The organism is Aeromonas sp. FDAARGOS 1417 (assembly GCF_019046985.1).
GTDB classification, from domain to species: Bacteria; Pseudomonadota; Gammaproteobacteria; order Enterobacterales; family Aeromonadaceae; genus Aeromonas; species Aeromonas veronii.
The window spans coordinates 3,285,537-3,300,165 of sequence record NZ_CP077221.1; the positions used below are offsets into that span (position 1 = coordinate 3,285,537).

Below are 14,629 nucleotides of genomic sequence, written 5' to 3' on the forward strand. Positions count from 1 at the left end.
TCTCTTGTTATCCCTCAATGATGCGCAGCTGGCCATCCCGGAAGCGGGAGGCCTGATCCGTCGGCGTGCTGCCGAAGAAGCGCTTGTACTCCCGGCTGAACTGGGAGTTGCTCTCGTAACCGACTCTGGCCGCCGCGGTGCCCGCCTTGATGCCATCGTGCAGCATCATCATCCGCGCCTTGTGCAGGCGAAACGACTTGATGTACTGCAGCGGCGAGGTGGCAGTGACCGCTTTGAAGTGGTGGTGAAAGGCGGAGACGCTCATGTTCACCTCCCGCGCCAGCTCCTCCATGGTGAGGTTGTCGGCATAACGGGACTCTATCATACGCAGCACCCGGGCGATCTGGCCCACATGGTTGTGGCGATTGGCGAGCGCTTGCAGCGCCGGGCCGCCCCCCTCGGTGAGGGCGTGGAACAGCATCTCCCGCACCGTCTGCGGCCCCAGCACCCTGGCGTGCAGCGGGTTGTCCATCAGCTCGATCAGTCGCTCGGCGGCGCAAAACATGGTTTCCGACAGGGGGACCGAGTGGACGCCGCTCTTTTGCGGTGCGGGGGCGGGCAGGGCATCGCCCAGCTCCAGCAGCAGCTCTTGCAGGGTGACCAGATCGATCTCGATGGTAAAACCGATAAGCGGCTGCTCGGGGGAGGCGAAGCACTCGCACTCGCAGGGGAGCGGCAGGGTCATCAGCAGATAGTGGTTGGGGTCGTAGCGAAACACCTGATCCGCCAGATAACCCACCTTGTGTCCCTGCAGGATAACGATCATCCGCGGTTGGTAGAGCACCGGGGTGCGGCCATGATGCTCGGTGGTATAGATGAGGTTGACCTGTTTCACCGGTGATGGGGTGATGCCGGGTGCGGTGACGTGGCGGGTCAATCTGGTTGCGAGGTCGCTGTAACGGTTTTGCATGGGCGCTCTTTGATTCGACAGTTCCGGTTTTCGCTGCTTTGTAGAAATAGGCAAGAATCAAGCAGGATGTTGTCTTGATGGTAGGGTGGTTCTGGAGAAAAATGCAATCACGATTTCGCGGCCTGGCCGCCCTGACTATCAGAAGAAGGCAATGTCGATGAACAACTTTACTCTCCATACCCCGACCAAAATCCTGTTCGGCCAAGGGCAGATCGCCCAGTTGCGCGAGCAGCTCCCGAGCGATGCCCGCGTCATGATCACCTATGGCGGCGGCAGCGTGGTACGCAGCGGCTTGCTGGAGCAGATCCGCAACGAGCTGGCCGGTATGACCCTGTTTGAATTTGGCGGCATCGAACCGAACCCGGCCTACGAGACCCTGATGGGCGCCGTGGAGCTGGCCCGTGCCGAGCGGGTCGACTTCCTGCTCGCCGTTGGCGGTGGTTCCGTGCTCGATGGCACCAAGTTTATCGCCGCTGCCGCGCACTACGATCTGGCCAAAGATCCCTGGCACATTCTCGAGACCTTCGGCAGCGAAGTGCGTTCCGCCATCCCGCTCGGTTCCGTGTTGACCCTGCCGGCGACCGGTTCCGAAATGAACATGGGCGCCGTCATCACCCGTCGCAGCAGTGGCGACAAGGTGCACTTCTTCTCGCCGTTCGTGATGCCGCGCTTCGCCGTGCTGGATCCGGTGCTCACCTACACCCTGCCCGAGCGTCAGGTGGCGAACGGGGTAGTGGATGCTTTCGTCCACATCGTGGAGCAGTACCTCACCTATCCGGTCAACGCCAAGGTGCAGGATCGCTTCGCCGAAGGCTTGCTGCTGACCCTGATCGAAGAGGGCCCCAAGGCGCTGGCCGAGCCGCACAACTACGAGGTGCGCGCCAACATCATGTGGAGCGCCACCATGGCGTTGAACGGCCTGATCGGTGCCGGTGTACCACAGGACTGGGCCACCCACATGCTGGGTCACGAGCTGACTGCCCTGCACGGCCTCGACCACGCCCAGACTCTGGCGGTGGTGCTGCCTGCCCTGCTGCAGGCCAAGCGCAAACAGAAACATGCCAAGCTGCTGCAATACGCAGAGCGGGTGTGGGGTCTGAACAGCGGCAGCGAAGCGGAGCGCATCGACGATGCCATCGCCGCGACCCGCGACTTCTTCGAGCGGATGGGGGTCAAGACCCGACTGCGCGAGTACGGTCTGAAAGATCTGGGTATCGACACCCTGATCGGCAAGCTGGGTGAGCACGGCATGACCCGTCTGGGCGAGCACAGCGATATCGATCTGGTGCAGAGCCAGCATATTTATGAAGCGGCCTGGTAAGGGCCGCCAATCGGTGCCAGACGGGCGAAACGATTGAATTGCCGGGGCCCTCTCCCGCCTTCTGGCGGCTGAGTGGCCCCGCTTTTGTTGGGAAAATGTTACTTTTCGGCGTTTCGCTGCGAGAAGTGAGACGAAAGCGGATTTCGTAAGAACAAAAAACGCTAAGATAGAGGGCCGGTAAAACATTTTTTTTGACTGGTTGGATCACTTTTTTCAGCCGTTTTTACTGGTATAAGCCTCTAATTTGGTTTGTTTTTTTTAATCGTAGCTAGGGATGGGCTGAATTCTGTACGAGTGCCGTCGGGACTGCGGTTGTAATAAAACTCCAAAATTTGATACTAATCACCTTCGCGCCTGAAAAGCGGGGGCCTGACCATGACAGGAGGTTGAGGTAAAGCCTACTGATTTTCATAACAAAGAGCCCTGGACCTGCACTTTGGTCATGTCTTGTTTCGTCAGAAGTGAGACACTGGGCAGCGATTGTTTATTAACCATCAGGGAATAGTCATGCAGATTGGAATACCGAGAGAGAGTCTCGCCGGTGAGACCCGGGTCGCAGCGACCCCGGCTACCGTCGAGCAGCTGAAAAAGCTCGGCTTCGAGGTCGCCATCGAGACCGGCGCAGGCCTGTCGGCCAGCTTCGATGATGCCGCCTTCGAGGCTGCCGGTGCCAGCGTGGTGCCGAATGTCTGGCAAGCCGACCTTATCTTCAAGGTCAATGCGCCGACCGATGCCGAGATCGCACAAATTAAAGATGGCGCCACTCTGGTGAGCTTCATCTGGCCTGCCCAGAACCCTGAGCTGGTCAAGAAGCTGTCCGAGCGCAACATCAATGTGATGGCGATGGATATGGTGCCGCGGATCTCCCGTGCCCAGTCCCTCGATGCCCTCTCCTCCATGGCCAACATCGGTGGCTATCGCGCCGTGGTTGAAGCTGCGCACCAGTTCGGTCGCTTCTTCACCGGTCAAATCACCGCAGCCGGTAAAGTGCCGCCTGCCAAGGTACTGGTGATCGGTGCCGGTGTGGCCGGTCTGGCTGCCATCGGTACTGCCGGTTCCCTCGGTGCCATCGTGCGTGCGTTCGATACCCGTCTGGAAGTGGCCGAGCAGATCGAATCCATGGGTGGGGAATTCCTCAAGCTGGACTTCGGTGGCGAAGATGGCGCATCCAGCGATGGTTACGCCAAAGTCATGTCCGATGAGTTCATCAAGGCAGAGATGGAGCTGTTCGCCCAGCAGGCCAAAGAGGTGGACATCATCATCACCACCGCCCTGATCCCGGGCAAGCCGGCTCCCAAGCTGATCACCAAAGAGATGGTCGACAGCATGAAGCCGGGCTCCGTCATCGTGGACATGGCCGCTCAGGCTGGCGGCAACTGTGAATACACAGTGCCGGGCGAACTGCATGTCACTGCCAACGGCGTCAAGGTGATTGGTTACACCGATCTGCCGGGTCGTCTGCCAGCCCAATCCTCCCAGCTCTACGGTACCAACCTGGTCAACCTGATGAAGCTGATGTGCAAGGAGAAGGACGGCAACGTTGCCATCGACTTCGAAGACGTGGTTCAGCGCAACATGACGGTGATCCAGGCCGGTGAAGTGACCTTCCCGCCGCCCGCCATCTCCGTCTCTGCTGCCCCGCAGAAACCGGCCGCCGCCAAACCGGCAGCCAAGAAGGAAGAGGCCAAGCCTTCCAACAAGAAGTTCGTGTTCGGTGCCCTCGGCATCGCCGCCTTCGGCTGGATCGCCTCCGTTGCCCCGGCAGCCTTCCTCTCCCACTTCACCGTATTCATCCTGGCCTGTGTGGTCGGTTACTACGTGGTGTGGAACGTCTCTCACGCCCTGCACACGCCGCTGATGTCGGTCACCAATGCCATCTCCGGCATTATCGTGGTCGGTGCCCTGCTGCAGATCGGGCAAGGGTCGACCCTGGTCACCGCGCTGGCGTTCATCGCCGTGCTGATTGCCAGTATCAACATCTTCGGCGGCTTCACCGTCACTCAGCGCATGCTGAAGATGTTCCGTAAGGATTAAGGGGGTTTAACGTGTCTCAAGGACTGGTAACAGCATCCTATATCGTTGCCGCCGTGCTCTTCATCCTCAGTCTCGCGGGACTGTCGAAGCAAGAAACGGCCAAGCATGGCAACCTGTTCGGTATCGCGGGTATGGCTATCGCCCTGCTCGCCACCGTATTCAACCCGGAGACCAGTGGTGTTCACTGGATCATCCTGGCCATGGTGATCGGCGGTGCCATCGGCGTGCGTCTGGCGCTCAAGGTCGAGATGACCGAGATGCCCGAGCTGGTGGCCGTGCTGCACAGCTTCGTCGGTATGGCAGCGGTGCTGGTGGGCTTCAACAGCTTCATCGATCTGCACCCTTCTGCCCCTGCTGAGGTGGTCGTCTCCGTCGGTTCCAACCTGGATGCCACTCTGGCAGCCGCCCGTGCGGCGTTCGAGCAGGCCAACAGCGTTGCCCAGGTCGAGCACCTGACCGGTGCCATGCTGAACATCCACTTGGTCGAGATCTTCCTGGGCGTCTTCATCGGTGCCGTGACCTTCACCGGTTCCGTGGTTGCCTTCGGCAAACTGCGTGGTCTGATCTCCTCCAAGCCGCTGATGCTGCCGCACCGCCACAAGCTGAACCTGCTGGCCGTGGTCGCCTCGCTGGCGCTGATGGTCTACTTCGTCAACGCGGGCGGCTCTACCTTCGCCCTGCTGGTGATGACCCTGATCGCCTTCGCCTTCGGCTGGCATCTGGTTGCCTCCATCGGTGGCGCAGACATGCCGGTTGTGGTCTCCATGCTCAACTCCTACTCCGGTTGGGCGGCAGCGGCGGCGGGCTTCATGCTCTCCAACGACCTGCTGATCGTCACCGGTGCTCTGGTAGGTTCCTCCGGTGCGATCCTCTCTTACATCATGTGCAAGGCGATGAACCGCTCCTTCATCTCCGTGATCGCCGGTGGCTTCGGCTCCGATGGCGTGGCCTCCACGGCTGATCAGGAGATGGGCGAATACCGCGAAACCAGCGCCGAGGAAGTGGCTGACCTGCTGAAGAACTCCAGCTCCGTCATCATCACCCCGGGCTACGGCATGGCGGTGGCGCAGGCCCAGTATCCGGTGGCTGAAATCACCCAGAAGCTGCGTGACCGCGGCGTCAAGGTGCGTTTCGGTATCCACCCGGTTGCCGGTCGTCTGCCTGGCCACATGAACGTGCTGCTGGCGGAAGCGAAAGTCCCGTATGACATCGTGCTGGAAATGGACGAGATCAACGACGACTTCGCCGATACCGATACCGTGCTGGTGATCGGTGCCAACGACACCGTCAACCCGGCCGCGATGGAAGATCCGGGCAGCCCGATCGCCGGTATGCCGGTGCTGGAAGTGTGGAAAGCGCAGAATGTCATCGGCTTCAAACGCTCCATGAACACTGGTTATGCCGGTGTCCAGAACCCGCTGTTCTTCAAAGAGAATACCCAGATGCTGTTTGGCGATGCCAAGGCCAGCGTCGAGGCAATCCTGAAAGCACTGTAAGTGCAACTCAGAGAGTGGATATCAAGGAGGCTTCGGCCTCCTTTTTTATTGCTCATCCCTTGTATATCCTCAATCCATACGGACCATGAGGGATCTCCATGATGTGGTGTCAGGGTTGGCGAAGGATCGGGTTATACGGCTGGCTGCTGGCCTCCCTGTTTGGTGCTGGTTCGGCCGTAGCGGCGGACGAGCCGCCGACTCTGACGCTGCTGACCGAGCTGTGGCCCCCATATGTGATGCGTGGTGACAATGGCGAGCTGGCCGGCGCCGATCTCGATCTGGCCTGTACCGTGTTGCGCCAGATGGGTTATCGCACCGAAATCAGGGTGCTGCCCTGGAAGCGGGTTCTGCAGCAAGCCCGTCTCAAGCAGGGGGATGCGGTAGTCGACGTCTTCTTTGAACCTTCCCGCCAGCATTGGCTCCACTACCCCGAAGAGCCGCTCTCTTACAGCGGCGAAGTGCTCTTCTATCCGACGGTTCGTCCGGTGGATTTCAGGCAGCTCTCCGACCTCAAGGGTCTGCGGATAGGTATTCAGGAAGATTATGCCTACAGCCCCGATTTTCTGACCGATCCCGGCGTTATCCGGATGCCGATGACGGGGGAGGGGAATGCCATCAAACAGCTGCATCTGATGATGGCCGGTCGGCTGGACGGGGTGGTGCTCAACGAGCGGGTCGGTCGCTATTTGCTGCATACCCAGGGGTTGCAGGATCAGGTGAGCCACGGCTCGCGTCTGCTGACCGACGACAACCGCAACTTCCTCGCGTTTACCCACAAGCCCGGCCACGACCAGCTGGCTATCCGCTTCTCCTCTGCCCTCAAGGCGTTCAAACAGACCCCCGCCTACAAGCAGTTGCTGGCTCGCTATCACCTCTGAGTTGCCGCCCTGCTGTGCGCCGCTTCACAATTTGTCGCACTTTGTTAAAAGGTGGGCATAATGGCGAGCAAAAAGGGGATACCGCTCAACATTAGTTGATCTTGTTGATAGTAGAATCAACTGCGGTTTACTCAAAGTTACTCATATATGTCCACTGCAGCCACCACTGACCAGATCAATTCGTTAACGGATGAAGAACGTCATCTGATCGCCAGTTTCGAGCCCGCGGTCGAGGCGCTGGCCGCGCTGTTTGGCGCAGGGTGCGAGGTGGTGCTGCATGCGTTCGATACGCTGGATGCATCGGTCATCAAGATTGCCAACGGCCATGTCACCGGTCGTCGGGAGGGGGCGCCGGTCACCGACTTTGCCCTCAACCGCTTGCAGGGGGAGGCGGGCAGCCAGTGGAGCAGCTACTTCAGCCGTACCCGCGACGGGACGCTGATGAAGTCCTCCTCCATCACCATCAGCAACCGGCAGGGCAAGCCCATCGGCATGCTCTGCGTGAACTTCAGTCTGGATACCTCCCTTGGCAGTCTGCTCGATACCTTTGCGCTGCCAGCGGCACCGGCGCCGCTCAACAACGAGACCTTTGCCAGCTCGGTGGACGATCTGGTGACTCAGGTGATTGAGAAGGTGGATCGGGACGATTCGCTCTCCTGCACGGTGCGCAACAAGGAGATAGTGACCCGGCTCTTCGACATGGGGATCTTCGAGATCAAGGAGGCGGCCCAGCTGGTTGCCCGGATGCTCGGCATCTCCCGTCATACTGTTTATCTGCATATCCGCAACCACAAGGCGGATCTGAACAAGCAATAACTGCCTGCGGGCACCCTGAACATGAGAAACACTGCGATGAAAGCACAATGGACCGACTTTATTACCCTGCTCAAGCGTGAAGTGGTGCCGGCCCTGGGCTGTACCGAGCCGATGTCGGTGGCGCTGGCGGCGGCCAACTGCCGCAAGTTGCTGGGGGAGACCCCGACCCGCATCAGCGTCTGGGTCAGTGGCAATCTGTTCAAGAACGGCATGGGGGTCGGAGTACCGGGCACCGGCATGATCGGTCTGCCGGTGGCCGCTGCGGTCGGTATCACCGGCGGCAACCCCGATGCCGGGCTGGAGGTGCTCAAGACCCTCACACCAGAACAGGTGGAAGCGGCCAAGACGTTGTTGCCGGTGATCAAGGTGGATGTGAAGGATGTGCCGGACGTGCTCTATGCCGAGGTGCTGGCCGAAGTTGAAGGGCACAGCGCCCGGGTGGTGATCTGCACCGACCACACCCGCATCATCCTGATGGAGAAGGATGGCGAGGTGCTGATGGAGCAGGCCAGTGCCCCCGGCGTGCAGATCCAGCCAGCCAAATCCGCCAAACCGGCCATGACCCTGCGGGAGAACGTCGATTTTGCATTGGAAGTGCCGCTGGCGGAGATCGACTTTATCCGCGAGGCCGCCACCATGAATCAGGCGCTGGCGGACGAAGGGTTGCAGGGTTACGGCCTGAAGATCGGCAAGATCCTCACCGAGCAGGTGGAGCGCAAGCTGCTCTCCGATGACCTGATGACCCTGGCGATGCGACTCTCCTCCGCAGCCTCCGATGCGCGGATGGATGGCGCCATGCTGCCCGCCATGTCCAACTCCGGTTCCGGCAATCAGGGCATTGCCGCCACCATGCCTGTGGTCGCGGCGGCCCGCTTCCTCAAGGCGAGCGACGAGCAGCTGACCCGAGCACTGGTGATGAGCCATCTGGTGGCCATCTACATCAAGACCTATCAGAACAAGCTGTCGGCCCTCTGCGCCGCCAGTACCGCCGCCATGGGGGCCGGTGCCGCCATCACCTGGCTGCTGGGCGGCCAGTATCAGCAGATCAGCCACTGCATCAACAACATGATTGGCGATGTCTCCGGCATCATCTGCGACGGCGCGGGCAGCGCCTGCTCCATGAAGGTCTCCACTTCCACCTCGGCGGCGGTTAAGTCTTCGCTGATGGCCATCAACAACCTGCATGTGCCCCAGAGCGAGGGGATCGTCTCCGACGATGTGGACCAGACCATCGCCAATCTGGGCCGCCTCTCCAAAGAGGGGATGCTGGATACCGACATCGAAATCATCAACATCATGCGAGCGAAACAGCAGAAGCAGTGAATCTGTGACAAGGGGGCGATAGACCCCCTTGTTCTTGTCACGACGGCGCAGACCGTCTGACACGGTTGCCAGGGCAAGCATGGCGCTTGCTCTTGTTTCTCGGGCCCAAGCCCGCTTTTTGGGGAGTCATACCATGACATTTAGCGTTATCGGCAATCTGGCCATCGCCGCCATCTTGCTGTTCTTTCTCTACCGGTTACAGGAAAAACATGTGAGCTTCACCCGCCGGGTATTTGCCGGCCTGGGGCTCGGTATTCTGTTCGGTGCCGCGTTGCAACTGCTTTACGGTGCTGGTTCGTCCGTCATTGTTCAGACCATCGACTATCTGGATATTGTGGGTAGCGGCTATGTGAAGCTGCTGCAGATGATCATCATCCCGCTGATCATGGTCTCCATCATCAGCGCCATTCTCAAGCTCAATGGCGGCACCGCGCTGGGCAAGATCAGCGCCATGACCATAGGCGTGCTGATCTTCACCACCGCCATCGCCGCCGGGGCGGGCATCCTGATGTCCAACCTGTTTGGCCTGACTGCTGAAGGGCTCACCTCCGGTGCCGCCGAGAGCGCTCGTGGCGCCGCGCTGCAGACCACCCTCGGCAGCGTCGAGAGCATGTCGTTCGCCAAGATGATGCTGGAGTTCATTCCCGCCAACCCCTTCCTCGACATGACCGGGGCCCGCAAGACCTCCACCATCGCCGTGGTGATCTTTTCCATCTTCATCGGCCTCTCCGCCACCGGCATCGCCCGCAAGAAGCCGGAGATCTTCGCCAGCTTCAGCCACTTCGTGGCCGTGGCTCATGCCATCGTGATGCGAATGGTGACTCTGGTGCTGCGCCTGACCCCGTTCGGCGTGCTGGCGCTGATGACCAAGGTGGTCTCCGGCTCCAACTATGCTGACATCCTCAACCTGCTCAGCTTTGTGATGGCCTCTTACGGCGCCATCGCCATCATGTTTGTCGTGCACCTGCTGCTGGTGAGCATGGTCGGCATCAACCCGCTGCGCTTCCTCAAGAAGATCACTCCGGTGCTGGCGTTTGCCTTCACCTCGCGCACCAGCGCGGGCTCCATCCCGATGAACGTGCAGACTCAGACCAAGTCGCTGGGTATTCCTGAGGGGATCGCCAACTTCGCTGCCTCCTTCGGTTCCACCATCGGCCAGAACGGCTGTGCCGGTATCTATCCGGCCATGCTGGCCGTGATGATTGCCCCGACCGTCGGGGTTAACCCGATGGATCCCGGTTTTATCATGACCCTGATCGCCATCATCACCGTCAGCTCCTTCGGGGTGGCCGGGATTGGCGGTGGCGCCACCTTTGCCGCGCTGATCGTGCTCTCCGCGCTGGACTTCCCGGTGGCGCTGGCCGGTCTGCTCATCTCCATCGAGCCGCTGATCGACATGGGTCGTACCGCGCTGAACGTCTCCGGCTCCATCACCGCAGGGACGGTCACCAGCCGCCTGATGGGCGAGACCGACATGCATGTGTTCAACAGCGATCACGAAGTGAGTCTGGACGGCGAAGAGTCCACCGTCTGATTTGCGTCGGTTGATCTGCTCGTGGAAAGGGGTGACTCTTTCCCGTCAGAGACCGCAGGGAGGGCATGCCCTCCCTGCGCCATTGAGAGGAAAAACAATGAGAATTCTGATCATCGGTGGCGAAGCCGCCGGTATGAGCGCGGCGGCCAAGGCGCGCCGTCTGGCCAAAGATGCCGAAATCGTGGTGTATGAGGCCTCCGAGGTGATCTCTTTCGGTGCCTGCGGCCTGCCTTACTTCGTCGGTGACGAGTTTCAGGAGCCCGGCTACATGGCCGAGTTCACCCCCGAGCAGTTCGCCGCCAAGGGGATCGAGGTCAAGATTGGCCATCGGGTGCTGAGCGTCGATGCAACTGCCCAGACTCTGGAGGTGGAGCACAACGGCGACACCTTCACCGATCGCTACGATCGCCTGATGATTGCCACCGGTGCCCGCGAAGTGATGCCCCCCATCCCCGGTCTGCAGCAGCAAGGGGTATTCGGTCTGCGCCGGATGGCCGACGGACTGGCGCTCAAAGCTGCGGTGCAAGACAAGCATAATCGCCGCGCCGTGGTGATTGGCTCCGGCTTTATCGGGCTGGAAGTGGTCGAGGCGCTGGTCCATCAGGGTAAAGAGGTGCGCCTGATCGAGCTGGCGGAGCGGGTCATCCCCGATGCGTTTGATGGCGAGATCACTCAGCACATCGAAACCGAACTGCGCGAGCAGGGGGTCTCTCTCCATCTGGGTGAGCGAGTTGAAGCGCTGCTGGGGGATGGCCGGGTGACCGGCGTGCGAACCAGCCATGGCGAGTACGAGGCCGATATTGTGGTGGTCTGCACCGGGGTCAAGCCCAACACCGAGTTTCTGGCCGATACCGGCATCGAGCGGCTCGGCAACGGCGCCATCAAGGTGGATCGTCAGGGGCGCAGCTCGCTCGCCAACGTCTGGTCAGCCGGTGACTGTGCCAGCGTCTGGCACAGCGTGAAGCAGCAGCAGGTCTATGTGCCGCTCGCCACCATCGCCAACAAGCTGGGGCGCATGGTGGGCGAGAACCTGGCCGGGGCCGAGCAGGAGTTCCCGGGTACCCTCGGTTCTGCGGCGCTCAAGGTGCTGGGGCTGGAGGCGGGCCGTACCGGCCTCTCCGAGCAGGAAGCCAAGGCGATGGGTATCGACTATCGCACCGTGGTGATCAAGGACAAGTGCCACACCAACTACTGCCCGGGTCAGTCCGACATTCACGTCAAACTGGTCTATGAGGCGGGCAGCAAGCGGCTGCTGGGTGGTCAGATCCTCGGTCGCAAGGGGGCGGTCCACCGCATCGACGCGCTGGCAGTGGCCATCACCATGGGAGTGACCACCGAGCAGCTCGGCATGCTGGACTTTGCCTACGCGCCGCCCTTCTCCCGCACCTGGGATGCCCTGAACGTGGCGGGTAATGTCGCGAAGTAAGCGTTGCGATGACGGACGGCGCTGGGAAGGCGCCGTTACGTTGCCCCAGCTCTGCAGAGCAATCTGCGGGTAACAGCTGAGGGTAAATTGCAGCGATAAAAAAACCGATGCCAAGGCATCGGTTTTTTGTTACCGGTTTATCCGTATCACTCAGCCACGGCCGAGGCGGTTCTCCGGGTAGTTCTTGGCCAGCACTTCGCGGGCATGCTTGGCCAACTGCGGCATCTTCAGAGCGTCGTAAGACTCGACCATGATCTCCAGCGCCTTCTCGGTTTCGGCTGTGTCGGGGTAGGTTTCGACAATCAGCTTGGCCCGGTTGGCGGCAGCGACCAGTGCATCACGCTTCACGTAATACTCGGCCACGCTCAGGTCATATCGGGCCAGACGATTCTTCAGGCCAATCATGCGGGCGCGGGCATCGGCGGCATAGACGCTGTTGGGGTAGTTCTGCAACAGGGTCTTGAAATCCTGGAATGCCTGACGGGCATAAGCCGGGTCTTTGTCGTCACGACCGATGCCGAACAGGCTCTGGAAGAAGTTGTAATCCGCCGCCATGTTGGTCAGGCCGCGCATATAGAAGACGTAATCGATATTTTTATGCGCCGGATTGAGGCGGATAAAACGGTCGATATTGGCGATCGCCTGAGCGGTGTCATCCTGCTTGTAGTAGGCATAGATGAGGTCAAGCTGCACCTGGTTGGAGTAGGCGCCGAACGGGTAGCGAGAGTCCAAAGCCTCCAGCAATTCAGTGGCTTGCACGTAATTGCCAACGTCCAGTTTGAGGCGTGCTTTCTGGTACAGGGTCTCCGGCGGTTCGTCGGGTACCTTGGGTTTGGTGCTGGAACAGCCTGTGATCAAGGTAGCGACCAAGGCGAGCGACATCAGCAGGTGAGACTTCTTTCCCATCAACAACATCCGGTCCATTTCCACGAAATTGGCAAAGTATCCGTTATGCTTGGCTAAAAGAAAAGCTAGAATACCCGGATTATTTCGAATTGATACCCCCCGCTCAAGAGACCATACATGAGCCAGCATATTGAACTGACAGGCGAATTCCAGGATCACCAATTCGGGCAGCGACTCGACCAGGCCCTGGCCGAATTGTTTCCAGACTACTCCCGCACCCGCATCAAGGAGTGGATTTTACAGGACAGAGTGACCCTGGACGGTCAGGTTGCCAACACCCCGCGCGAGAAAATTCTGGCCGGGCAACAGGTGCATGTGAATGTCGAGCTGGAAGCCGATACCCGCTGGGATGCCCAGGAGATCGAGCTCAACATCGTTTATGAAGATGAACACATTCTGGTGATCGACAAACCGGCCGGACTGGTGGTTCACCCGGGCGCAGGCACGCCCGATGGCACCATCCTCAACGCCCTGCTGCACCGCTACCCCGGCATTGCCGAGGTGCCCCGTGCCGGTATCGTGCACCGTCTGGATAAAGACACCACAGGTCTGATGGTGGTTGCCAAGACCGTTCCTGCCCAGACCCATCTGGTGGAAGCGTTGCAGGCGCGCCAGATCACCCGTGAGTACGAAGCGATCGCCATCGGTCACATGACCGCAGGTGGCACCGTCGATGCGCCCATCGGCCGTCACCCGACCCAGCGTACCCACATGGCCGTGGTGCCCAATGGCCGCCCCTCTGTGACCCACTACCGGGTTCACGAGAAGTTCCGTGGCCACACCCGTCTGCGTCTGCGTCTGGAGACCGGCCGTACCCACCAGATCCGTGTCCACATGGCGCACATCAAACACCCGCTGGTGGGTGATCCCGCTTACGGTGGCCGTCTGCGCCCGCTGCGCAACGCGACCCCCGAGCTGACCCAGGCACTGCGCAACTTCAACCGTCAGGCGCTGCATGCCACCATGCTGCAACTGGCTCACCCCATCACGGGGGAAGTGATGCAGTGGCACTCAGCTACACCGCAAGACATGGTGGAGCTGATGGAAGTGCTGCGCGCGGATACTCTCGCCAATCCGGATGATTTAGTCTGGAACTGATGCGATAGGGCCTGCAGCGTCGGTTTCTGGCGTCATCCGGCCCGAACAGATGCCAAACGGGGTTCCCTTGCAGGAGCCCCGTTTTTATATCGGTGAATTGAAGGAGTCACAGATGAAATGGATCGAACCCGACTGGCCAGCCCCGGCGTGTGTCAGGGCGTTGTCGACCACCCGGGATGGCGGCGTCAGTGAAGGGGTCTTTACCGGTCTCAATCTGGGCGCCCATGTGGGTGACGAACCGGCGCGAGTCGAGGCTAACCGGGCCCGGCTGCAGCAGGTGGCCGCCATCCCGGGGCCCCTCAACTGGCTCAATCAGGTGCATGGCACCGTGGTCCATCCGGTCAGCAGCCATTATCTGCAAGCACCGGATGCCGATGCCGCCTGCGCCCATGAGGCGGATCAGGCCTGCATCGTGATGACCGCCGACTGTCTGCCAGTGTTGTTTTGCGATCGGGCAGGTACCGTGGTCGCAGCGGCCCACGCAGGCTGGCGTGGACTGAAAGAGGGCGTGCTGGAGGCGAGCATCGCCGCCATGGGCTGCGAGCCGGGCGAGGTCCTGGCCTGGATGGGCCCGGCCATTGGCCCCACTGCATTTGAAGTGGGGGGAGAGGTGCGCGAGGCCTTTATGGCTGAGCAGGCTGAAGCGGTCGCGGCTTTCGTGCCTTCCGCCAACGACGGCAAATGGTTGGCGGATATCTACCAGCTGGCGCGGTTGCGCCTCGCCCGTGCCGGCGTTACCGCCGTCTATGGCGGCGACTACTGCACCTTCGGCGATAGCGAGCAGTTCTACTCTTATCGTCGCGACGGCCAGACCGGCCGTATGGCCTCTCTCATCTGGTTGGCCCGCTAAGCAATCACCCGCCAAGTAATAGCCCGTCTCTCTCAAG

12 protein-coding genes are annotated in these 14,629 nt (G+C 60.6%); 10 read left to right on the forward strand and 2 right to left on the reverse strand.

Translation table 11 applies throughout. From position 1 onward, the window contains the following. Positions 1 to 7 precede the first annotated feature (7 nt). Positions 8 to 910, reverse strand: a complete 903-nt coding sequence (locus I6L47_RS15145; protein ID WP_005339751.1) for an AraC family transcriptional regulator — start codon at positions 908 to 910, stop codon at positions 8 to 10. Between the two features lie 157 nt (positions 911 to 1,067). Between I6L47_RS15145 and yqhD the strand changes: the two genes are divergently transcribed. The 8 genes from yqhD (at position 1,068) to I6L47_RS15185 (ending at position 11,738) form a co-directional block, all read left to right on the forward strand. Beyond that, on the forward strand, positions 1,068 to 2,231 hold the full coding sequence (gene yqhD, locus I6L47_RS15150) for an alcohol dehydrogenase (protein WP_216947740.1): 1,164 nt from the start codon (positions 1,068 to 1,070) through the stop codon (positions 2,229 to 2,231). Between the two features lie 507 nt (positions 2,232 to 2,738). Then, positions 2,739 to 4,265 (forward strand): Re/Si-specific NAD(P)(+) transhydrogenase subunit alpha, encoded by a 1,527-nt coding sequence (pntA, locus tag I6L47_RS15155; protein ID WP_040070064.1) that lies wholly within the window; start codon positions 2,739 to 2,741, stop codon positions 4,263 to 4,265. 11 nt (positions 4,266 to 4,276) lie between these two features. Continuing rightward, positions 4,277 to 5,761, forward strand: a complete 1,485-nt coding sequence (gene pntB, locus I6L47_RS15160) for a Re/Si-specific NAD(P)(+) transhydrogenase subunit beta (RefSeq protein ID WP_005339759.1) — start codon at positions 4,277 to 4,279, stop codon at positions 5,759 to 5,761. A 98-nt stretch (positions 5,762 to 5,859) separates the two neighbouring features. After that, the gene (locus I6L47_RS15165) at positions 5,860 to 6,639 is read left to right on the forward strand and encodes an ABC transporter substrate-binding protein (RefSeq protein WP_216947742.1); all 780 of its coding nucleotides are present in this window, start codon (positions 5,860 to 5,862) and stop codon (positions 6,637 to 6,639) included. A 147-nt stretch (positions 6,640 to 6,786) separates the two neighbouring features. Continuing rightward, complete coding sequence (locus I6L47_RS15170; RefSeq protein WP_005357564.1) at positions 6,787 to 7,455, forward strand: transcriptional regulator; 669 nt, start codon at positions 6,787 to 6,789, stop codon at positions 7,453 to 7,455. A gap of 21 nt (positions 7,456 to 7,476) precedes the next feature. Continuing rightward, complete coding sequence (locus I6L47_RS15175) at positions 7,477 to 8,778, forward strand: serine dehydratase subunit alpha family protein (protein ID WP_216947744.1); 1,302 nt, start codon at positions 7,477 to 7,479, stop codon at positions 8,776 to 8,778. Between the two features lie 133 nt (positions 8,779 to 8,911). After that, positions 8,912 to 10,312 carry an L-cystine transporter gene (locus I6L47_RS15180; RefSeq protein ID WP_005339766.1) on the forward strand — a complete coding sequence of 467 codons (1,401 nt, stop codon included), beginning with the start codon at positions 8,912 to 8,914 and terminating at the stop codon, positions 10,310 to 10,312. A gap of 97 nt (positions 10,313 to 10,409) precedes the next feature. Then, positions 10,410 to 11,738 (forward strand): CoA-disulfide reductase, encoded by a 1,329-nt coding sequence (locus I6L47_RS15185; protein ID WP_216947746.1) that lies wholly within the window; start codon positions 10,410 to 10,412, stop codon positions 11,736 to 11,738. A 150-nt stretch (positions 11,739 to 11,888) separates the two neighbouring features. On the opposite strand, the gene I6L47_RS15190 is transcribed toward I6L47_RS15185, so the two are convergent. Further along, complete coding sequence (locus I6L47_RS15190; RefSeq protein ID WP_005339769.1) at positions 11,889 to 12,644, reverse strand: outer membrane protein assembly factor BamD; 756 nt, start codon at positions 12,642 to 12,644, stop codon at positions 11,889 to 11,891. A gap of 117 nt (positions 12,645 to 12,761) precedes the next feature. Here I6L47_RS15190 and rluD point away from each other — a divergent pair, with 117 nt between their 5' ends. Further along, positions 12,762 to 13,742, forward strand: a complete 981-nt coding sequence (rluD, locus tag I6L47_RS15195) for a 23S rRNA pseudouridine(1911/1915/1917) synthase RluD (protein WP_216947749.1) — start codon at positions 12,762 to 12,764, stop codon at positions 13,740 to 13,742. Between the two features lie 112 nt (positions 13,743 to 13,854). Next, entirely contained in the window at positions 13,855 to 14,592 is a 738-nt protein-coding gene (gene pgeF, locus I6L47_RS15200) for a peptidoglycan editing factor PgeF (RefSeq protein WP_216947756.1), read from the forward strand. Positions 14,593 to 14,629: the final 37 nt, after the last annotated feature.

Excerpts from the sequence above, each read along its gene's own strand:
- I6L47_RS15145 (WP_005339751.1), bottom strand. The coding sequence starts at position 910 with ATGCAAAACCGTTACAGCGACCTCGCAACCAGATTGACCCGCCACGTC.
- yqhD (WP_216947740.1), top strand. The coding sequence starts at position 1,068 with ATGAACAACTTTACTCTCCATACCCCGACCAAAATCCTGTTCGGCCAA.
- pntA (WP_040070064.1), top strand. The coding sequence starts at position 2,739 with ATGCAGATTGGAATACCGAGAGAGAGTCTCGCCGGTGAGACCCGGGTC.
- I6L47_RS15165 (WP_216947742.1), top strand. The coding sequence starts at position 5,860 with ATGATGTGGTGTCAGGGTTGGCGAAGGATCGGGTTATACGGCTGGCTG.
- I6L47_RS15170 (WP_005357564.1), top strand. The coding sequence starts at position 6,787 with ATGTCCACTGCAGCCACCACTGACCAGATCAATTCGTTAACGGATGAA.
- I6L47_RS15175 (WP_216947744.1), top strand. The coding sequence starts at position 7,477 with ATGAGAAACACTGCGATGAAAGCACAATGGACCGACTTTATTACCCTG.
- I6L47_RS15180 (WP_005339766.1), top strand. The coding sequence starts at position 8,912 with ATGACATTTAGCGTTATCGGCAATCTGGCCATCGCCGCCATCTTGCTG.
- I6L47_RS15185 (WP_216947746.1), top strand. The coding sequence starts at position 10,410 with ATGAGAATTCTGATCATCGGTGGCGAAGCCGCCGGTATGAGCGCGGCG.
- I6L47_RS15190 (WP_005339769.1), bottom strand. The coding sequence starts at position 12,644 with ATGGGAAAGAAGTCTCACCTGCTGATGTCGCTCGCCTTGGTCGCTACC.
- rluD (WP_216947749.1), top strand. The coding sequence starts at position 12,762 with ATGAGCCAGCATATTGAACTGACAGGCGAATTCCAGGATCACCAATTC.
- pgeF (WP_216947756.1), top strand. The coding sequence starts at position 13,855 with ATGAAATGGATCGAACCCGACTGGCCAGCCCCGGCGTGTGTCAGGGCG.